The following is a 17,656-nucleotide window of genomic DNA, read 5'->3' as shown; positions in this document are numbered from 1 at the left end:
ACACGCTATTTTTTATTCAAAGCAATACGAGAATGAGCAGTGGAGATGAGCTAGTTGACGACTTTATATCAACTCAATACGATTTTTATCAGCATGGTGATGGAAGCTATTCCTTTTGTGTTAGTTGGTGTCCTTATTTCCGGATTAATACAAACCTTCGTCAAAGAGCAATGGATCGCGCGTATCATGCCGCGAAATCGTTATTTAGCCACGATATTCGGCTGCGGGATCGGCATGTTTTTTCCTTCCTGCGAATGCGGGATCGTTCCGATAACGAGAAAATTAATTAATAAAGGCATGCCTCTGCACGCCGGAATTGCCTTTATGCTAACCGGTCCGATTATTAATCCGATCGTGTTGTTCTCCACCTATATCGCCTTCGGGAATGATTGGCAAATGGTCGGCATTCGCGCAGGGCTTTCGATTGCGGTCGCTTTCGCGGTTTCGATCATCCTCTCGTTTCTGTTTAAGGAGCTGCCATTCCGTATACACGATGGGCAGACTGCTGCAGCAATCGAACTTGGAACGGAACAGAAGGCTGCCCGCATTCCGCTTAGCAAGAGGATTTATGAGGTTGTTGCGCACGCGGTTGATGAGTTTTTCTCCGTCGGAAAATATTTAGTTCTCGGAGCTTTTATCGCCGCATGCATGCAGACGTTCGTACCGACCTCGTACTTGCTGCATCTTGGCAGCAATCCGGTGACATCATCGCTCGTTATGATTGCCTTGGCCTTTATTATTTCGCTTTGCTCGGAAGCGGATGCTTTCATTGCAGCTTCCTTCAGAAGCACTTTCACGGTCGGCTCATTATCTGCTTTTCTAGTTTTTGGACCGATGATTGATATCAAAAACACACTTATGCTGCTCGGAACATACCGTGGAAAATTTGTTTTCACTTTGATTGCTTTGGTAGCGTTATTTACCTTAGCCGGATCGTTAATCGTTGGGAGGTTATTCGGATGATTCGTTTTTTCATATTGTTCGGATTTTCTTTCATGTTTTTCATGCTTCATTATACCGGAGATATTAATAAATATATCAATATGAAATATGCCTATCTATCGATTAGTGCTGTCGTCATTTTGGGTCTGTTAAGCATCTTTGAATTTGTGCGCGTCTCGCGTCTGCAGATTGCTGAGGAGAAGCAGCAGGCGGCGGCTGCCGCCTCGGCTGAGGATGATGAAGCATGCCGGCGCGGCGAGCATGCGGGTCATGAACATTGCACGAATAACAATCATGTGCATGACCATCACGCGCATAACGATCATCTACATGACCATCACGTCCATGACGATCACACGCATATTCATGCGCACGCACATGAGCATCATCATCACGATCATGGACATTCACACGGCAACGATACTAAGCTCAAGCGGTTTTTCAGCTACCTCATCTTATTTGTGCCAATTATAACGGGGCTTTTCCTGCCGGCGCATGCGCTCGACTCAAGCTTCGTGAAGGCAAAGGGCTTTTCGTTCCCGAGCTTTGAAGAAAATATAGAAAAAAATCCCGGAGCCCATCAGTTTTTGAAGCCTGATTCAAGCGTATTTTATCGTAAGGAAGATTACACTCAAGTGAAAAATAAAGAGCTTGCACAATTCATTAACCGCCAAACAATCACTCTTACCGATGCGGATTATTTAAAAGGCATGGAGGTCATTTACAATACGCCGGACGCCTTTATGGGCAAAACAATCGGCTTCGACGGCTTCGCCTACAAAGGGCAGCAGGTGGACGGCAATCATTATTTCGTCTTCCGCTTCGGCTTCATTCATTGTGTTGCGGATTCCGGTGTGTTTGGGATGCTGGTCGAATTTCCGAAAGATACGCAAATCAAGGATGATGATTGGGTGCATGTATCGGGTAAGCTGACCTGGGAGCTGTATCAGCCGTTCAAACAAACGATTCCTGTCTTAAAGGTAAACGATTGGAAGCCAATAGAAGCGCCAAAAGACCCCTATGTTTATCGATCAACTTAATTTAAAGCCGAACATGAAGTCAACCTTTGCGGGTTGGCTTTTTTTGTTTGGCATGTCCTTTTTTTAATTCATAGCTGAGTCGTATTTAAACTGGCCCGGGAAAGTCATTTTTAAGGAGACAGCATTCATATAATACGATACTAGTGAATACCGCCTTGCTTTGTCCATCTAACTTTGCCTGCCATAAGAAAGGGAGGGAGGGAGATGCTTTTTTCTATATCCGAAGAGCTGGAGATGACCCGTTCGGTCATAAGAGAATTTGCGGAAAGCAAGATTGCTCCGAATGCCGGGGAACGAGATGAGGCAGAAATTTTTGATCGTTCGATTTTCGTGAAGATGGGGGAACTCGGCATAACGGGAATTCCAATCGGCGAGCGTTACGGCGGTGCCGGAAGTGATTGGATGACGTATACCGTTGTTTTAGAAGAGCTCTCACGAGTATGCGCTTCGACGGCGGCTGCACTCGCTGCACATACCGTTTATACGGCTTGGCCGATTTACGCTTTTGGCAGCGAGGAGACAAAAGCTTCCTATCTGAAGGAGCTGGCGAGCGGTAAAAGGCTGGGAGCATGCGCACTGCCAAATGCCAAAAACGAAAAAGCGCGAATGGATGACGGCATTACCGCCCGTCTAATCGGGGGGAATTGGGAGCTGAACGGTGTATATTCCTTCGCGATCCAGGCGGAGATTGCGGATAGCTGCGTCGTGTTTGCACAAATCGGGAAAGGAAAAAAGATTTCCGGTTTCAACGCATTCCTAGTTGAAAGCGGAACGGCTGGATTCGAAATCAGCAAAAAAGTGCGAAAGCTGGGCTTGCGTTCCTTAATGACTGCAGAAATCAGATTCAAGCAGTGTATGATTCCGAAGAAAAATAGAATTGGCCAAGAAGGGCAGAGTCAAGAAATGGCTCATTCGTTAATAGACATCGGCCATATTAGTGCAGCTGCGCAAGCAGTCGGTATCGCACAGGGAGCGTTGGAGGCGGCAGCCGCATATGCCAAAGAGCGCAAGCAATTCGGCACTCCGATTGGAAAGCAGCAGGGAATTTCCTTTAAGCTCGCTGATATGTCGGCCAAAATCGAGGCCGCCCGTCTGCTCGCCTATCAGGCAGCATGGCGTAAGGACGCAGGTTTAGACTGCGGCAGGGAATCTGCAATAGCCCGTAAATTCACGGCAGATACAGCTGTCGCTGTAACGATTGAAGCTGTCCAAATATTTGGCGGCTATGGTTATATGCAGGAATATCGTATGGAGCGATATTTGCGGGATGCCAAATGCCTGGAAACCGAAATTGGAACGGGCGGTATGGAGACGGATTGCATTTACCGCGTGTTGACGGAATAGGGAGGTAGGGAGGCGATTCCATCATGCGTCATACGGTTGTTGCCGGCGGACGAAGAACGGCTTTCGGTAAATTCGGCGGGATGTTCAAGGACGTAAAGGCGGCCGAACTCGGAGCAGCCGCGATTAAGGGAGCGATGCAGCAAACAGGAATACCGGCTAATCAAGTAGATGCAGTCATGATGGGCATGGTGCTTCAAGCCGGCTGCGGACAAAATCCGGCACGCCAAGCTGCTAGGATTGCGGGGATCGATTGGAGCGTCCCGTCGGAAACGATCAATAAAGTATGCGCCTCGGGGCTGCGCGCCGTTACGATGGCGGATCAAATCATCCGCACTGGAGATGCGGATATGATTGTGGCTGGCGGGATGGAAAGCATGAGTCATGCGCCATTCGCTGTCCGGACCGCCAGATGGGGCAGCAAGCTGGGGAATGCCGAGTTAACCGATATTTTGATCCACGACGGACTTCTTTGTCCATTCGACGATGTACTGATGGCTGTTCACGGCAATCGGGTCGCTGCTGAACTAGGCATAAGCCGTTCCGAGCAGGATGAGTGGGCATTAAGAAGCCATTACCGGGCGAGTTCCGCTAGAGCCAGACTTTTTTTCGAAGAGGAAATTGTATCCTGTCTGGCGCCGGCAAGCGCTGCGATCGATATCGACGAATGTCCGCGCGCCGATACGAATGAAAAGAAGCTGGCGCAGCTTAAACCCATTCACAAGCCTAACGGAACGATTACTGCGGGAAATGCACCCGGCGTGAACGATGGCGCAGCGGCATTAATTCTGATGTCGAACGAGAAGGCGCTGCAAGAAGGATACAAACCGCTTGCCAAAATAATCGGGCACAGCACGATCGGAACGGAAGCTCCTTATCTTGCCACGGCTCCAGCACTAGCCATACGGAAGCTTTTGCAAAAAACGGGCGTTTCGTTGAAGGATATCGATGTTTTTGAAGTGAATGAAGCATTCGCATCCGTTGTTCTGACATGCGGCAAAATACTCGGATGGGATGCTGAGAAGGTTAATGTGAACGGAGGAGCTATTGCGCTTGGACATCCGATTGGGGCAAGCGGAGCAAGAATTATGCTTACCTTAATCCATGAATTGCAGCGCAGAGGCGGCGGTCTTGGAATTGCTGCCATTTGCAGCGGCGGGGCGCAAGGAGATGCCGTATTGGTTCAGGTAGATGGCTGAAGCTGGGATGGTGACCATGACTATTCGAAACGTAACGGTAATTGGAGCTGGACAAATGGGCAGCGGAATAGCCCAGACACTTGCCCATAGCGGATTACAGGTAACTCTTTACGATATTGAGATGGCAGCAGTTAACCATGGCATATCCTCGATTGGCGACAATCTGTCGCGGCTCGTCACGAAGGGGAAAATGACCGGGGAGCAGCGAGAGCTGCTATTAGCCCAAATTGCCGTTTCGACGAATTTGGAAAGTGCTGCTGAACATGCAGAGCTTGTTATTGAAGCTGCGCCAGAGCACATGGACACAAAAAAATTGTTATTTAAGCGGCTTGATCAAATATGCCGGCCGAATACGATATTAGCGACAAATACGTCATCACTGCCGATCACAGACATTGCTGCAGCGACAAAACGGCCGCAGCTCGTGATCGGTATGCATTTCATGAATCCTGTGCCTGTTATGCCGCTCGTCGAGATCATCCGAGGGCTTGCGACATCGGATGAAACCCTCGAGAGCATTCAAACGCTAGCTCAAACACTTGGAAAAACGCCAGTGGAGGTGCATGATTTTCCGGGCTTCGTCTCTAACCGCATTCTGATGCCGATGATCAATGAAGCCATTTACACGGTCTATGAAGGGGTAGCTGCACCGGAGGCTGTAGACCAGGTAATGAGGCTGGGGATGAATCATCCGATGGGACCGCTCACTCTCGCCGATTTCATTGGACTTGATACTTGCTTAGCCATTATGGAGACGCTGCACGATGGATTTGGGGATTCGAAATATAGGCCTTGTCCGCTGCTGCGCAAATATGTGCAGGCTGGCTGGCTGGGCCGAAAGAGCGGACGAGGGTTTTACATTTACGAAAAAGGGCGGGGATAAGCTCAGCAGGAAAGGGGTGCATGGCGTTGGAGCTCCGGTATACACAAGAGCAAGCAGAACGGCAGAGAGCGGTCCAACAATTTGCAGAGACAGAAGTTGCCAAATTCGTGCCGGATATGGAGCTAAAGGATGAATTTCCTCGCTCGCTAATCGCAAAAATGGCTCAATTTGGACTTATGGGCATTCCGGTTCCCAAGCAATGGGGCGGAGAAGGCGCCGATTTTATATCGTATATTGTTGCTATTAACGAGATATCGAAAGTGAGCGCCGCAGTTGGCGTCATCCTATCGGTTCATACCTCTGTCGGAACATTTCCGATTTTGCAATATGGCTCCCAGGAGCAGGTTTCTAAATATGTGCGGAGGCTGGCAGCCGGAGAGAGCTTAGGCGCTTTTGCATTAACCGAGCCGAATGCCGGATCGGATGCTTCCTCCATTCGTACGACAGCCGTACTTGACGGTGAGCATTATATTTTGAACGGGACGAAGCTGTTCATAACGAATGCCGGGGCGGCGAACATCTATGTCACCTTTGCGGTAACTGACCCTGCCAAGGGAGCCCGCGGAATTACTGCGTTTATTATCGAGAGTGATGCGGAAGGGCTAACCATCGGCAGAAAAGAGAAGAAGATGGGTCTTCATGGCTCAAACACCTGTGAATTGATCTTCGATCAGCTGAAGGTGCCTGTTTCGCAGCGGCTGGGGGAAGAAGGTAAAGGGTTTACGATCGCCAAAGGCTCGCTAGATGGCGGCCGAATCGGTATCGGAGCCCAAGCGCTAGGTATTGCTCAAGCGGCTTTGCAGGTGCTGGATAATCATTTTAACCCGCGCGTTGCCGGTAAAGTCAAACTGTTAGATAAGCTGCAGCACCAGCATGCGAAGCTTGCCGAATTGACTGCACAGGTCGAAGCAGCCAGATTGCTCGTTTATCGGGCTGCATATTTGCGTCAGCAGGGGCTGCCTTGCACGATGGAAGCCTCCACGGCGAAAATGTTCGCTTCCGATACGGCAGTCGCGGTTACAGGCGCTGCTGTTCAAATGCTCGGAACGGAAGGCTGCACGAAGGCGCTGTCCGTAGAGAGGCTGTTTCGCGATGCGAAGGTCACTCAAATCTACGAGGGCACCAATGAGATTCACCGGATCGTGATCAGCGGCCAATTGCTGAAATAAATGAATTTTATCCCCAGAAAAGGAGGTGGCGGAATGGGTCATACTCCCGGGCAGCGTCTTCGCGAAGCGCTTAACGTCGAAAAGCCTCTGCAGGTCGCAGGCGCTATACATGCCTATTCAGCCATTATGGCTGAAAGAGTTGGGTTTCGCGCTTTATATTTATCAGGAGCAGGCGTAGCTAATGCTTCCTTCGGGCTGCCCGACCTCGGAATTACAACGCTGCAGGATTGTTTGGAGGAGGTTAGAAGAATAACAAGCGTAACGGAGCTGCCTCTGCTCGTAGATGCCGATACCGGCTTCGGCGGAGCCTTTCAAATTGCGCGCATGATGAAGCAAATGAATCGTGCCGGAGCTGCCGGCGTTCATATCGAGGATCAGATTATGGCCAAAAGATGCGGGCACCGTCCCAATAAAGCGATTGTAAGCAAAGGGGAAATGGTGGATCGCATTAAAGCCGCGGCAGATGCGAGAGAAGATTCACATTTCGTTATTATGGCCCGCACGGACGCGCTTGCGTCAGAGGGATTAGAAGCTGCGATCGATCGAGCCTGTGCATGCGTCGAAGCAGGAGCGGATATGATTTTTCCGGAGGCGGTCATCAGGCTTGAGGATTACCGGTCATTTGCCGATGCCGTAAAGGTTCCCGTGCTTGCAAACATCACGGAGTTCGGTCAAACGCCGTTATTTACAGCAGAGGAGCTGGGAAATGCGGGAGTAAGTATGGCTCTGTATCCACTATCGGCGTTTCGCGCGATGAATGCAGCCGCGCTGCTCGTTTATCAGGCAATCCGGCAGGAAGGTACGCAAAAAAACGTAATTGGTTATATGCAGACAAGAGCGGAGCTCTATGATTTTCTTCACTATTTCAGTTATGAGAAAAAGTTGGATCTGCTGTATGGCAGCCGGGAGGAGGGAATTAGCGATGGCGACTAAAAAACCGGGCGGGCTCGCTGAAGTTGTAGCCGGGCAAACCGCAATCTCTACGGTCGGCAAGGAAGGGAGAGGGCTAACCTATCGCGGTTATTCGATCGACGATCTCGCAAGCTGCGCGTCCTTTGAAGAAACCGCCTATTTGTTAATTTACGGAAAACTCCCGAATCAAGCGGAATTGCAGCAGTATAAGCGCAAGCTTTCAGGTCTTAGGCGGCTGCCGGCAGGCTTGCTCACGATTTTGGAGCAGCTGCCTTCTAGCACGCATCCGATGGATGTACTGCGAACCGGCGCCTCCGCGCTTGCTGCCTTTGAGCCTGAGACAGAAGGGCATGACCAATTTGAAATTGCCGATAGGTTGATCGCATGCAGTGCATCAATGCTGCTGTACTGGCATCAATTTCACGCGAGCGGCAGCAGGATCGAAACCGAAACCGATAACGAAACCATTGCCGGTCATTTCCTCCAGCTGCTGCATGGTCATCGCCCGAACGAGCTCCATGAGAAGGGTTTGGATGTTTCTCTCATTTTGTATGCGGAGCATGAATTCAATGCTTCTACGTTCGCAGCCCGCGTAACGGCATCCACGTTATCCGATATGTATTCGGCAATTACGACCGGTATCGGGACTCTGCGGGGGCATCTTCACGGCGGCGCGAACGAGGCGGCGATGGAGCTTATCGAACAATTCGCAGGTCCAAGCGAAGCGGAGAGCGGCATAATGCAAATGCTGAGGGAAAAGAAATTAATTATGGGCTTTGGTCATCGCGTTTATTCGATCTCTGATCCAAGATCGGATATTATCAAAAAATGGTCGAGAAAACTCTCTGAGGATAGCGGCGATTTGTCGCTCTATCAAGTTTCCGAGCGAATTGAGCAGATTATGCTGCAGGAGAAAAAGCTCTTTGCGAATTTAGACTTCTACAGCGCGTCGGCATATCGGCTAATGGGCATTCCGACTTCCCTTTTCACTCCGATCTTTGTCATTTCCCGCACGAGCGGCTGGTCCGCACACATTATCGAGCAGCGCAGGCATAACCGTCTCATTCGTCCGAATGCTGACTATACAGGGCCTGATCCGCTGTCGTGGACTCCGATCGATCAACGAGCCTGATAAGAGGAGGAAGTGAATCCTATGTCTACGCCTGTCAGCAACGAAAGGCCTGAGCCCGATCAAGTCTTAGTCGATATTGCGAAGTATGCTGCGCATGATTCGATCGAAAGCGCAGAAGCATACGAGACGGCCCGGTATTGTCTCATGGATACGCTCGGCTGCGGCTTGCTCGCGCTCCGATATCCGGAATGCACGAAGCTGCTAGGTCCGATCGTTCCCGGAACGATCGTGCCGAATGGTGCTCGTGTGCCAGGCACCGCGTTCCAGCTGGATCCGGTCACAGCTGCATTCAACATCGGCTGCATGATCCGGTGGCTCGATTATAACGATACATGGCTTGCGGCGGAGTGGGGCCATCCGTCCGATAGTTTGGGAGGAATCCTTGCTGCCGCCGATTATATAAGCAGAACAAATATAGCCGGACGCAAGCCGCCATTAACGATGCGCGACGTGCTCACCGCGATGATTAAGGCGCATGAAATTCAAGGCATTATTGCGCTTGAAAACAGCTTTAATCGTGTAGGACTCGATCATGTCATTCTTGTGAAGGTCGCCTCAACCGCTGTCGTAACGGCGCTGCTCGGGGGGACGCAGGATGAAATTATCGCAGCGTTATCGAATGCCTGGATCGATGGGCATCCGCTTCGCACCTACCGGCATTCACCGAATACGGGAACGCGAAAATCATGGGCAGCCGGCGATGCGACGAGCCGCGCCGTTAGACTTGCCATGATGGCTGTAAAGGGGGAAATGGGGTATCCTTCCGCGCTGACGACGCCGGGGTGGGGATTTTATGATGTTCTCTACCGGGGTAAAGATTTCTCGATTAAACGCGTTTTTGAATCATATGTCATGGAAAATGTACTGTTTAAGATATCATTCCCCGCTGAATTTCATGGCCAAACAGCAGTCGAATGCGCGATACAGCTTCACCCGATTGTTAAAGACAGACTGCATGAGATTGATAAAATCGTACTCACGACGCATGAATCTGCCATACGCATCATCGATAAGACCGGACCGCTTCACAATCCGGCGGACCGCGATCATTGTCTCCAATACATGGTAGCAATCGGACTGCTGTTTGGCACTTTGTCTGCCGATCATTATGAAGAAGCTGCTGCAATCGACCCGCGAATAGATGCGCTCCGCCAAAAAATGATTACGGTTGAAGATAAAAGGTATTCGCATGACTACCTGGATGAGAATAAGCGTTCGATAGCTAATGCAATTCAAGTATTTTTCACGGATGGCACGACCTCGGAAAAGCTCGAGATCGAGTACCCGATCGGCCATCGGCGCAGACGGTCTGAAGCCATCCCGCTTCTGCAGCGTAAATTTGAATCCAATCTGAGAAGCCGTTTTCCAGCTAAACAAGCTCAAGCGGTTTTGGAGCTTTGCCTAGATCAAATAGCGCTGGAGCAAACTCCTGTCCATCAATTTATGGATCTGTTTGTAATCTGACAACTGCCTGCGTAAAACGCGGGTTTTTCTTTTTTTTAACAAAAAATTTATTGCAGCTTTTCTGTAACTTATTGCGCCCTGCAAACGTTATATTCTATACTTAAACCAAACAAGAATAATCCATATTAAAGGGGCGTCTGCGGTATGAAAAAATATCCAATGATCGCAGCAGTTGCAATCGCTTGTCTCACGGCCTTTAGCTTTGCGCCGACGGGCGGCCGTGAATATGTGCCGGTAGAAAAAACGCCGGACTTGGAAACAGGCTACATCGCAAACGTCCAAAAGCAAAATAATCAATTCATGCTGTCCTTTGATCCGATTGAATGGTACGAGGGTGATCAAGCCGTCGATAAATTTACCCAGCGGGAAGGGGATTCGGGTCTAGATGGCCCGCCTGATGGCTATTATATTATAAATGACGACGAAACTTTGCAAGCATTGCCTATCGATGACGATGCCGAAGTTCTCATGCAAATCTATAATCGTACAGGCAATATTGCCGAAGCAGACATCGTATGGGATGAGCATATATCCGTCGAAAAATTCATCGGTCTGATCAATAAGGAAGATGATTTGGACATAAAGAGCTTCCCTTATCACTTGACCGTGAAAGACGGCAAAATCGTTCGGATCGTGCAGCAATATATTCCTTAACTAAACAATGACGATCGACGTCGCAACCAGAAAGCAAGCTCTGCGCAGATGTGATCGTTACACTCAAAAAGTCGCGGATATAGCGGCTTTTTTTATTTGCGGCTATTCGGAATCGAGGTCAGCCTTGTTTTCATGTTTATACATTTGGATTGCAGTTGACATAAGAATCAAATGAAACTAATATAGTTACATTGAGAGGTGAGATTATGGGATCGAACAGCCATTTTACTGTAGCGCTTCACATCCTATTAAGAATATGCTTTGAGAAGGATAAGAGCCAGCCATATGTTTCTTCCGAGCAAATTGCCAAGAGCGTGAACACACACGCGGTGTTTATTCGCCGGATTCTAGGCGCCTTGAATAAAGCGGGTTTAGTTGAAGTGCGGCGCGGCGGCGTGAACGGCGGCTGGATACTCGGAAAGTCCCCGGAGGAAATAAATTTACTAGATGTTTATACCGCTGTCGTGGATGATCCGCTCAATGAAATGCATCACAGCGAGCCAAATCGCAAATGTCCGATAGGCAGAGGCATTCAACCTGCTTTAAGTCATTATTATGAGTCTGCTGAAGCTGCTTTTCGCAGTGAGCTAGCCAAGACAACATTGGCCAAGCTAATGCATGATACGCTTGATTTCGCTGCTGAAGATGAATAGCTTTTTTTGAAGTCAAATAAAACTGATTCAGTTACATTAAAGAGGTGAGAGTATGCCAAAAGAACGTCAGGCTTCAACATTTTATTACGGCTGGGTCGTCGTTGTAATTGTGTTTCTGACCTTGCTTGTGTCTGCCGCTATCAGTTCCGTACCAAGCGTGCTCATGCTGTCGCTCGAGAAGGAGTTCGGCTGGGATCGCAGCGCCATCTCGGGAGCCGTATCGATCCGAATCTTATTGTACGGATTAATGGGACCATTCTCCGCAGCGCTTATGGCTCGATACGGCATTCGAAAAATAATGGTTATAGCAATGGTGTTATTAATTGCAAGCATGTCGCTAACGCCCCTCATTACAAAAATTTGGCAATTTGTGCTTCTGTGGGGAGTTGTTGTCGGTCTGGGTACGGGCGCACTAGCCAATGTGCTTGGCGTGACGATCGCCAATCGCTGGTTCGTAAAGCATAAAGGACTTGTTATTGGCTTGCTTACGGCCAGTGCAGCTACTGGCCAATTGTTGTTTCTCCCAATCATCGCCAAGATCACGAGCGAAATGGGATGGAGATATTCCGTCTATACGGTGGTTGCCGTATTGTTATTGTTAATACCTGCAGTGGCGATTTGGATGAGAAATCATCCATACGATGTCGGAAAAGCGCCATTAGGTGAATCGGAGATCGTCAAACCTGCTCCATTTACAGGCAATCTCTTCCTAACCCCGATACTCGTACTGGTCGCAGCGAGCAAGAGCGGAACGTTCTGGCTGCTCGCAGCAACTTTTTTCCTATGCGGATTCTCGACAAACGGATTGATCGGCACTCATCTTATACCGGCATGCGGTGATTTCCAAATTCCGATTGTTATTGCAGCCGGATTGTTATCACTAATGGGGTTATTCGATTTAGTGGGCACGACGATGTCGGGCTGGCTGACCGATCGGTTTGACAGCAGATGGCTATTATTATGGTATTATGGGCTTCGCGGACTTTCTCTTATTTTCTTGCCATACGCGCTTGGAATGGGTTACACGCAGCTTTTGATCTTTTCTGTCTTCTACGGACTCGATTGGATAGCAACTGTACCGCCAACCGCAAAGCTGACGTCCGACGCATTCGGAAAAGAAAAGGCGGGGATGATATTCGGCTGGATTGTCGTTGCCCATCAAGCCGGCGCATCGTTGGCGGCATACGGAGCTGGCATGCTGCGTGATTGGCTTGGCAACTACACCGTTCCTTTCGTGCTCGCAGGTTTCTTATGCTTATTTGCGGCTGTTATGTCATTGCGAATTCGCGGAATGAGGAAGAGGACTGCTTTGAGCTATAATTGAGCATAAAACAGGGTAGGAAGCCTTAATCGGGCTTCTTACCCTGTTTCTTGCTGAGAATATCTCTTCTCGCCGACGCAAGCGTGGCATTAATTTCACCGCCAAGCATAATCATGATGGAGCTGAGATAGAGCCATATCAATAAAATGATCATACCGCCCAGGCTGCCATACGTTTTTGAATAGTTTCCGAAGCTGTTCATATAAAATTGGAACAAGAGTGAAGTAACAATCCAGCCAAACGTAGCGAACATGGCTCCCGGTAGGACCTCCCGCAAACCTAGTTTTCTGCTCGGTACGATCCAGTATAAAAAGCTGAAGGTACCGATCATTGCCGTGATAGGTACCGCATATTTAACAATTCCCCAAATCCAATGGAATCCGTCAGGTTGATCGAACAAATCAAATAAATAATGGCCGATCGCCTTCCCGAAAATGAACATGAACATCACCAGCACAATAACGGCCACAAGAAAAATCGTCGATAGAAGCGAGAGGCCCCGGATTTTCCAGAAGGGACGCATCTCCTCCAGGTCATAGGCTTTATTTAAGCCTTTTAAAATAGCATTAACGCCATTCGACGCCGACCAGAGGGTAGCAATCATCCCGAATGAGAGCAAACCGCTATTACTGTTTTTCATCACCTCCGACAATATCCCGTTTATCGTATCGCTCGCGTCAGTAGGAAGGACGCGCACAAGTTCTGTAACGACGCTATCGCCTGACAATTCAATCAATCCAAGCAGGCTGACCATGAAAATAAGAAAGGGAAAGAAGGATAATATTAAATAATAGGTAAGCTGCGCTCCAATTGCTGGAACGTCATCGTCGCGAAAGCGTCTGTACAGGCTTTTCATAAACTGCAGCGATTGAGACATGTTCGGCATCTGTAATCACCATCCTTTATGTAAAAATAAACAAAAATACGAGAATACTAAACAAGTTGGCTTCAAAATGTAGGAAAAGCTTATCTGATGTCGAATAAGTGTAAGTCAAACTTATATAAAACAAGGGAGTGGGCAGTTTGTTTTTACATTTTCTGCAATCGAAAGAACATAAAGTAGCCTTTCTTGAACTGGCGCATCTCGTGGCGAATGCTGACGGGTTCGTGAATAAGAAGGAACGCGGATTTCTGCAAACATACAAGGACGAGATGGATATCGGGCAACTGGATATTAGCTTCTCATCAGAAAAACAGCTTTCGGACATCATTGGCGACCTGAAGGATGAGCATGTGAAAAACATCTTTTTCGCAGAAATTTTGCTGCTTATATTCGCAGACGGGGATTACAACGATGACGAGAAACAAGTCACGAGGGATATGAAGCGCCTGTTCGGTTACTCAGACGAAACCTATGAAACGTTCAAAAACTGGGTCATCCGGATGGATCAGCTGAAAATTGAAGGCGTAAAGCTCATTTTGAACCCTTAATCGATTAAACGCTAAGGAGATACCTATGAAGCTGGAGCGTTTAATATCGATGATATACATGCTGCTGAACAACGAGATCCTTTCTGCTTCGGCTTTGGCAGAGAAATACAAGGTATCTCAACGGACGATTTATAGAGATATTGATGCGATCTGCGCGGCGGGAATTCCCGTCATCTCCTATCAGGGCGTAAATGGCGGTTTCGGCATTATTGACTCGTACAAAATGGACAAAAGCTTACTCGGCTCCTACGATATTGGCTCGCTTATCACGATTCTTCACAGCATGTCGACCGTATTTGAGGATGATCGTGCTTTAGAGACAATACATAAGCTGCAAACGATCCAACAAGACGAAGGCGTGCCAAGCTTAACGATGGATATTGGCGGCAAAAGGGCTTACAATGACTCACTCCGGATTCTAAGAACCGCCATTACGGAATGCCGTCTCGTCCGGTTCGAGTATATCAACGCCAAAAGCGAAAGGAAGCAGCGCAGTGTTGAGCCGATCAGCCTCCTGTATAAATATGATTCGTGGTATTTATACGGATTCTGCCGGGAACGCAAAGATTTTCGAGAATTTAAGCTGTCCCGGATAGCAAAATTGCTTGCTGCAGCTGAATATTTTCAGAAGCATAGCCACTTGCCCGAAAGAGATCGGACCTATGAACAGCAGCAATCAGAAAATGAAATGAAAGCCACTCTTCATTTCTCTATCGAATGCTTAGCTCGAGCTATGGATTTCTTCTACAGCGCGGAGAAGAGCTTCAATGATGACGGCACGCTTAACGTTACAGTAAGCATCGATCGTATCTCGGAATCGCGTTGGCTGATTCCGATTCTGTTAAGCTTCGGCGATGGGGCCGTCGTAGTTGATCCTCCCGAGCTAAGAGAAACGGTCAAAGCTAAGCTGGAAAAGATGATAAAACGATATACCGAAGTATGACACGCAGTTGTCATACTTTTTTTAATACACTGATAACAAGATAAAACGATATCAAAAAAGGAGTGTTATCAGTGAAGCAACGTCAAACAAGCAGTCTTACCGTCGTCATTGCGGGCTTGCTGCTCGGTATTTTAATGGCATCCATGGACAATACGATCGTGGCGACAGCTATGGGAAATATCGTCGGAGAGCTCGGCGGCATGGATAAATTTATATGGGTGACATCCGCATATATGGTAGCAGAGATGGCCGGCATGCCTATTTTCGGTAAGCTGTCGGATATGTACGGGCGCAAAAAGTTTTTCATCTTCGGAATTATCGTATTTATGCTTGGCTCCGCGCTTTGCGGAACGGCTGGCTCGATTACGGAGCTTGCAATCTATCGGGCCATACAAGGTATCGGCGGAGGCGCACTCATACCGATTGCGTTTACGATCATGCTTGACGCGGTGCCCTTGGAGAAACGCGGTAATTTGGGCGGAATGTTCGGAGCGGTCTTCGGTTTATCCAGCATATTCGGTCCTTTGCTCGGAGCCTATATTACAGATCATATTGCTTGGCAGTGGATATTTTACATCAATCTCCCGATAGGGGTCATTTCTTTCATTATGGTCACGGTTTTCTATAAGGAATCGCATGAGCACTCCAAGCAGCCAATCGATTGGTTAGGCGCTTCTACGCTATTAGGGGCAATTGTTTGTCTCATGTTCGCGCTGGAGCTTGGCGGTAAGCAATTCGCTTGGCACTCGGGGGTTATTTTGAGCTTATTCGGCGGATTCGCCGTTTTGCTTATCGCGTTTCTCATAACAGAGAGCAGAGCGGAGGAGCCGATTATCTCATTAGGATTGTTTAAGAATAGATTGTACACAACGAGTATCCTTGTCGCGCTTTTCAGCGGAGCGGCATTCGTAGTGGCATCGGTATACATCCCTATTTTCATCCAAGGGGTACTGGGCGGATCGGCAACTAATTCCGGTCTTGTACTGCTGCCGATGATGGTTGGATCTGTCGTTACCGCAACGCTTGGAGGCAGCTTGATGAATAAAATATCTTACCGGAATATCATGATTCCCACGCTTGCTTTATTAGCGGTCGGCATCGCGCTTGTTGCCAGTCTTTCTGCCGAATCGTCAAGATTGACGGTTACCGTCTATATGGTCCTCGTTGGACTTGGGATCGGCGCATCATTCTCTGTGCTTGGAAATGCGGCTATCCACGGCTTATCCTACCGCCAGAGAGGAACCGCAGGGGCGACCTTAAATTTTATTCGCTCGCTCGGCATGACGATTGGCATCACAACGTTTGGTCTCATTCAGAGCCACCATTTTATGAATAAAATGACGATGCTGTATGCTGCTGGCGCCAGCGAAGAAGGGCAGCTGCCAGAAGGGCTCTCCCTTCACGATCCGCATGCGCTGCTGTCACCGGATACGAGGGCACTAATCCCGTCCGACATGCTCGACGACTTGTCCACTACGCTTTCCGGTTCCATCGTCTATACCTTCGCTTGGGCGATTGTGCCGGTTGCGCTCGCGCTGCTCGCTTCATTATTCATGGGTCACAAGAAGCTGGACGATTCAGCGGAATCAGCGGAATACTCATCCGCACATTAGAGATGCGAAATGACAGTCGCGTTATCCCTATAAACCCCCGTTTTCCAAATGGAAGACGGGGATTTGTAGTTAAAAAGTGGAAATATATAGTATACTTAATTGAACTTTAAAGTGAAGGAGGAGCGAGAGTTGAAACTGCCCGTTATGAATGAAGAGCTTGCAAAACGCATCCAACAATCAGAAATCGATTATTTAACGTCAAGGATCAGCTCGATTGGCGAGCGGGAAGATAATCCCGAGGGAGTCGAAATCAATACGTTTGGCGAGACAAGGGCTTATTATATTAGAACGATGCCCTGGTTCATTTTCAATTCAGTAAAGGGCCTCTCGGATGCGGATATGAACAGGATTGAGGATATTGTCCAGTTCTACGCAGCCAAAGACCGGCTGTTTCAAGTAGATCTTAATCCCGTACAAAGCGGTTCTATGCTTTTTAAAAGACTAGCCGAGCTTGGTTTTTGCCAAAATGGCTTTCATTCCGTATTATACGGGCTGCCGAAAGAAGATAAGCAAGATTTTCAGCCAAATATCACAATCGTTGAAGTTGATAACGAAAAACAATTTGATCATTATGCAGAAATCCATTGTCTAGGTTCCGGTATGCCATTATCAGCCAAACAACACTTTGTGAATAACAATATGGGTTTACTGAATAGAGCAGGGTGGAAAATCTTTTTGGGATACTTGAACGGATTCCCGGCAGGTGTGGCCGTTATGCATATCAGCAGCGGTATCGCTTCCTTAACCTTAGCAGCCACCCATCCTGAATATAGAAATCAAGGGCTTCAAACTGCACTAATAAACAGACGGTTATTTGAAGCGTACAAAGCAGGGTGTGAGCTTGTTGCCGCTCAAGCAAGCTTTGGCTCCACAAGTCAAAATAATATGGAGCGTGCCGGCATGCGCATAGCCTGGACACGATCAACATTTATTCAAAGGAATAAGATGTAAAATTTCTT

General features: G+C 48.3%; 17 protein-coding genes. 16 read left to right on the top strand and 1 reads right to left on the bottom strand.

Annotation, left to right across the window (positions count from 1 at the left end; all coding sequences use genetic code 11):
• Positions 1 to 54: 54 nt before the first annotated feature.
• The 12 genes from AC0YNZ_RS05165 (at position 55) to AC0YNZ_RS05110 (ending at position 12,713) form a co-directional block, all read left to right on the top strand.
• Complete coding sequence (locus tag AC0YNZ_RS05165) at positions 55 to 963, top strand: permease (RefSeq protein ID WP_475825620.1); 909 nt, start codon at positions 55 to 57, stop codon at positions 961 to 963.
• Complete coding sequence (locus tag AC0YNZ_RS05160) at positions 960 to 1,982, top strand: TIGR03943 family putative permease subunit (RefSeq protein WP_475825619.1); 1,023 nt, start codon at positions 960 to 962, stop codon at positions 1,980 to 1,982. Before AC0YNZ_RS05165 ends, AC0YNZ_RS05160 begins: the two co-directional genes overlap by 4 nt.
• Positions 1,983 to 2,186: 204 nt before the next feature.
• Positions 2,187 to 3,326, top strand: coding sequence for an acyl-CoA dehydrogenase family protein (locus tag AC0YNZ_RS05155; RefSeq protein ID WP_475825618.1), 1,140 nt, complete (start codon positions 2,187 to 2,189; stop codon positions 3,324 to 3,326).
• Positions 3,327 to 3,349: 23 nt separating this feature from the next.
• Positions 3,350 to 4,522, top strand: coding sequence for an acetyl-CoA C-acetyltransferase (locus tag AC0YNZ_RS05150; protein WP_475825617.1), 1,173 nt, complete (start codon positions 3,350 to 3,352; stop codon positions 4,520 to 4,522).
• 16 nt (positions 4,523 to 4,538) lie between these two features.
• Positions 4,539 to 5,405, top strand: coding sequence for a 3-hydroxybutyryl-CoA dehydrogenase (locus AC0YNZ_RS05145; RefSeq protein WP_475825616.1), 867 nt, complete (start codon positions 4,539 to 4,541; stop codon positions 5,403 to 5,405).
• A 26-nt stretch (positions 5,406 to 5,431) separates the two neighbouring features.
• A complete protein-coding gene (locus tag AC0YNZ_RS05140; protein WP_475826141.1) occupies positions 5,432 to 6,574 on the top strand; it encodes an acyl-CoA dehydrogenase family protein in 1,143 nt (380 codons plus the stop codon).
• A gap of 33 nt (positions 6,575 to 6,607) precedes the next feature.
• Positions 6,608 to 7,507: a methylisocitrate lyase gene (gene prpB / locus AC0YNZ_RS05135; protein WP_475825615.1), complete on the top strand. Its 900-nt coding sequence runs from the start codon at positions 6,608 to 6,610 to the stop codon at positions 7,505 to 7,507.
• Positions 7,497 to 8,618 (top strand): bifunctional 2-methylcitrate synthase/citrate synthase, encoded by a 1,122-nt coding sequence (gene prpC, locus AC0YNZ_RS05130; RefSeq protein ID WP_475825614.1) that lies wholly within the window; start codon positions 7,497 to 7,499, stop codon positions 8,616 to 8,618. Before prpB ends, prpC begins: the two co-directional genes overlap by 11 nt.
• Before the next feature lie 21 nt (positions 8,619 to 8,639).
• Positions 8,640 to 10,082 carry a bifunctional 2-methylcitrate dehydratase/aconitate hydratase gene (locus AC0YNZ_RS05125; protein WP_475825613.1) on the top strand — a complete coding sequence of 481 codons (1,443 nt, stop codon included), beginning with the start codon at positions 8,640 to 8,642 and terminating at the stop codon, positions 10,080 to 10,082.
• Between the two features lie 144 nt (positions 10,083 to 10,226).
• Complete coding sequence (locus AC0YNZ_RS05120; protein ID WP_475825612.1) at positions 10,227 to 10,736, top strand: hypothetical protein; 510 nt, start codon at positions 10,227 to 10,229, stop codon at positions 10,734 to 10,736.
• Positions 10,737 to 10,942: 206 nt separating this feature from the next.
• The gene (locus AC0YNZ_RS05115) at positions 10,943 to 11,389 is read left to right on the top strand and encodes an Rrf2 family transcriptional regulator (protein WP_475825611.1); all 447 of its coding nucleotides are present in this window, start codon (positions 10,943 to 10,945) and stop codon (positions 11,387 to 11,389) included.
• Between the two features lie 52 nt (positions 11,390 to 11,441).
• Entirely contained in the window at positions 11,442 to 12,713 is a 1,272-nt protein-coding gene (locus AC0YNZ_RS05110; protein ID WP_475825610.1) for an MFS transporter, read from the top strand.
• Between the two features lie 22 nt (positions 12,714 to 12,735).
• Here the strand turns inward: AC0YNZ_RS05110 and AC0YNZ_RS05105 are convergent, their stop codons facing one another.
• Complete coding sequence (locus AC0YNZ_RS05105; protein WP_475825609.1) at positions 12,736 to 13,596, bottom strand: YihY/virulence factor BrkB family protein; 861 nt, start codon at positions 13,594 to 13,596, stop codon at positions 12,736 to 12,738.
• Between the two features lie 137 nt (positions 13,597 to 13,733).
• On the opposite strand from AC0YNZ_RS05105, the gene AC0YNZ_RS05100 reads away from it, so the two are divergent.
• The 4 genes from AC0YNZ_RS05100 to AC0YNZ_RS05085 all read left to right on the top strand — a co-directional run bounded on the left by AC0YNZ_RS05100 (position 13,734) and on the right by AC0YNZ_RS05085 (position 17,648).
• Positions 13,734 to 14,141 carry a TerB family tellurite resistance protein gene (locus tag AC0YNZ_RS05100; protein ID WP_475825608.1) on the top strand — a complete coding sequence of 136 codons (408 nt, stop codon included), beginning with the start codon at positions 13,734 to 13,736 and terminating at the stop codon, positions 14,139 to 14,141.
• A 25-nt stretch (positions 14,142 to 14,166) separates the two neighbouring features.
• Positions 14,167 to 15,084 (top strand): helix-turn-helix transcriptional regulator, encoded by a 918-nt coding sequence (locus AC0YNZ_RS05095; protein WP_475825607.1) that lies wholly within the window; start codon positions 14,167 to 14,169, stop codon positions 15,082 to 15,084.
• Between the two features lie 71 nt (positions 15,085 to 15,155).
• A complete protein-coding gene (locus tag AC0YNZ_RS05090; RefSeq protein ID WP_475825606.1) occupies positions 15,156 to 16,697 on the top strand; it encodes an MDR family MFS transporter in 1,542 nt (513 codons plus the stop codon).
• A gap of 129 nt (positions 16,698 to 16,826) precedes the next feature.
• Entirely contained in the window at positions 16,827 to 17,648 is an 822-nt protein-coding gene (locus AC0YNZ_RS05085) for a GNAT family N-acetyltransferase (RefSeq protein ID WP_475825605.1), read from the top strand.
• The last annotated feature ends 8 nt before the right edge of the window (positions 17,649 to 17,656 follow it).

Source organism: Paenibacillus sp. J2L1-98, from assembly GCF_056269405.1.
This window is presented reverse-complemented; position numbering and strand designations above follow the sequence as displayed.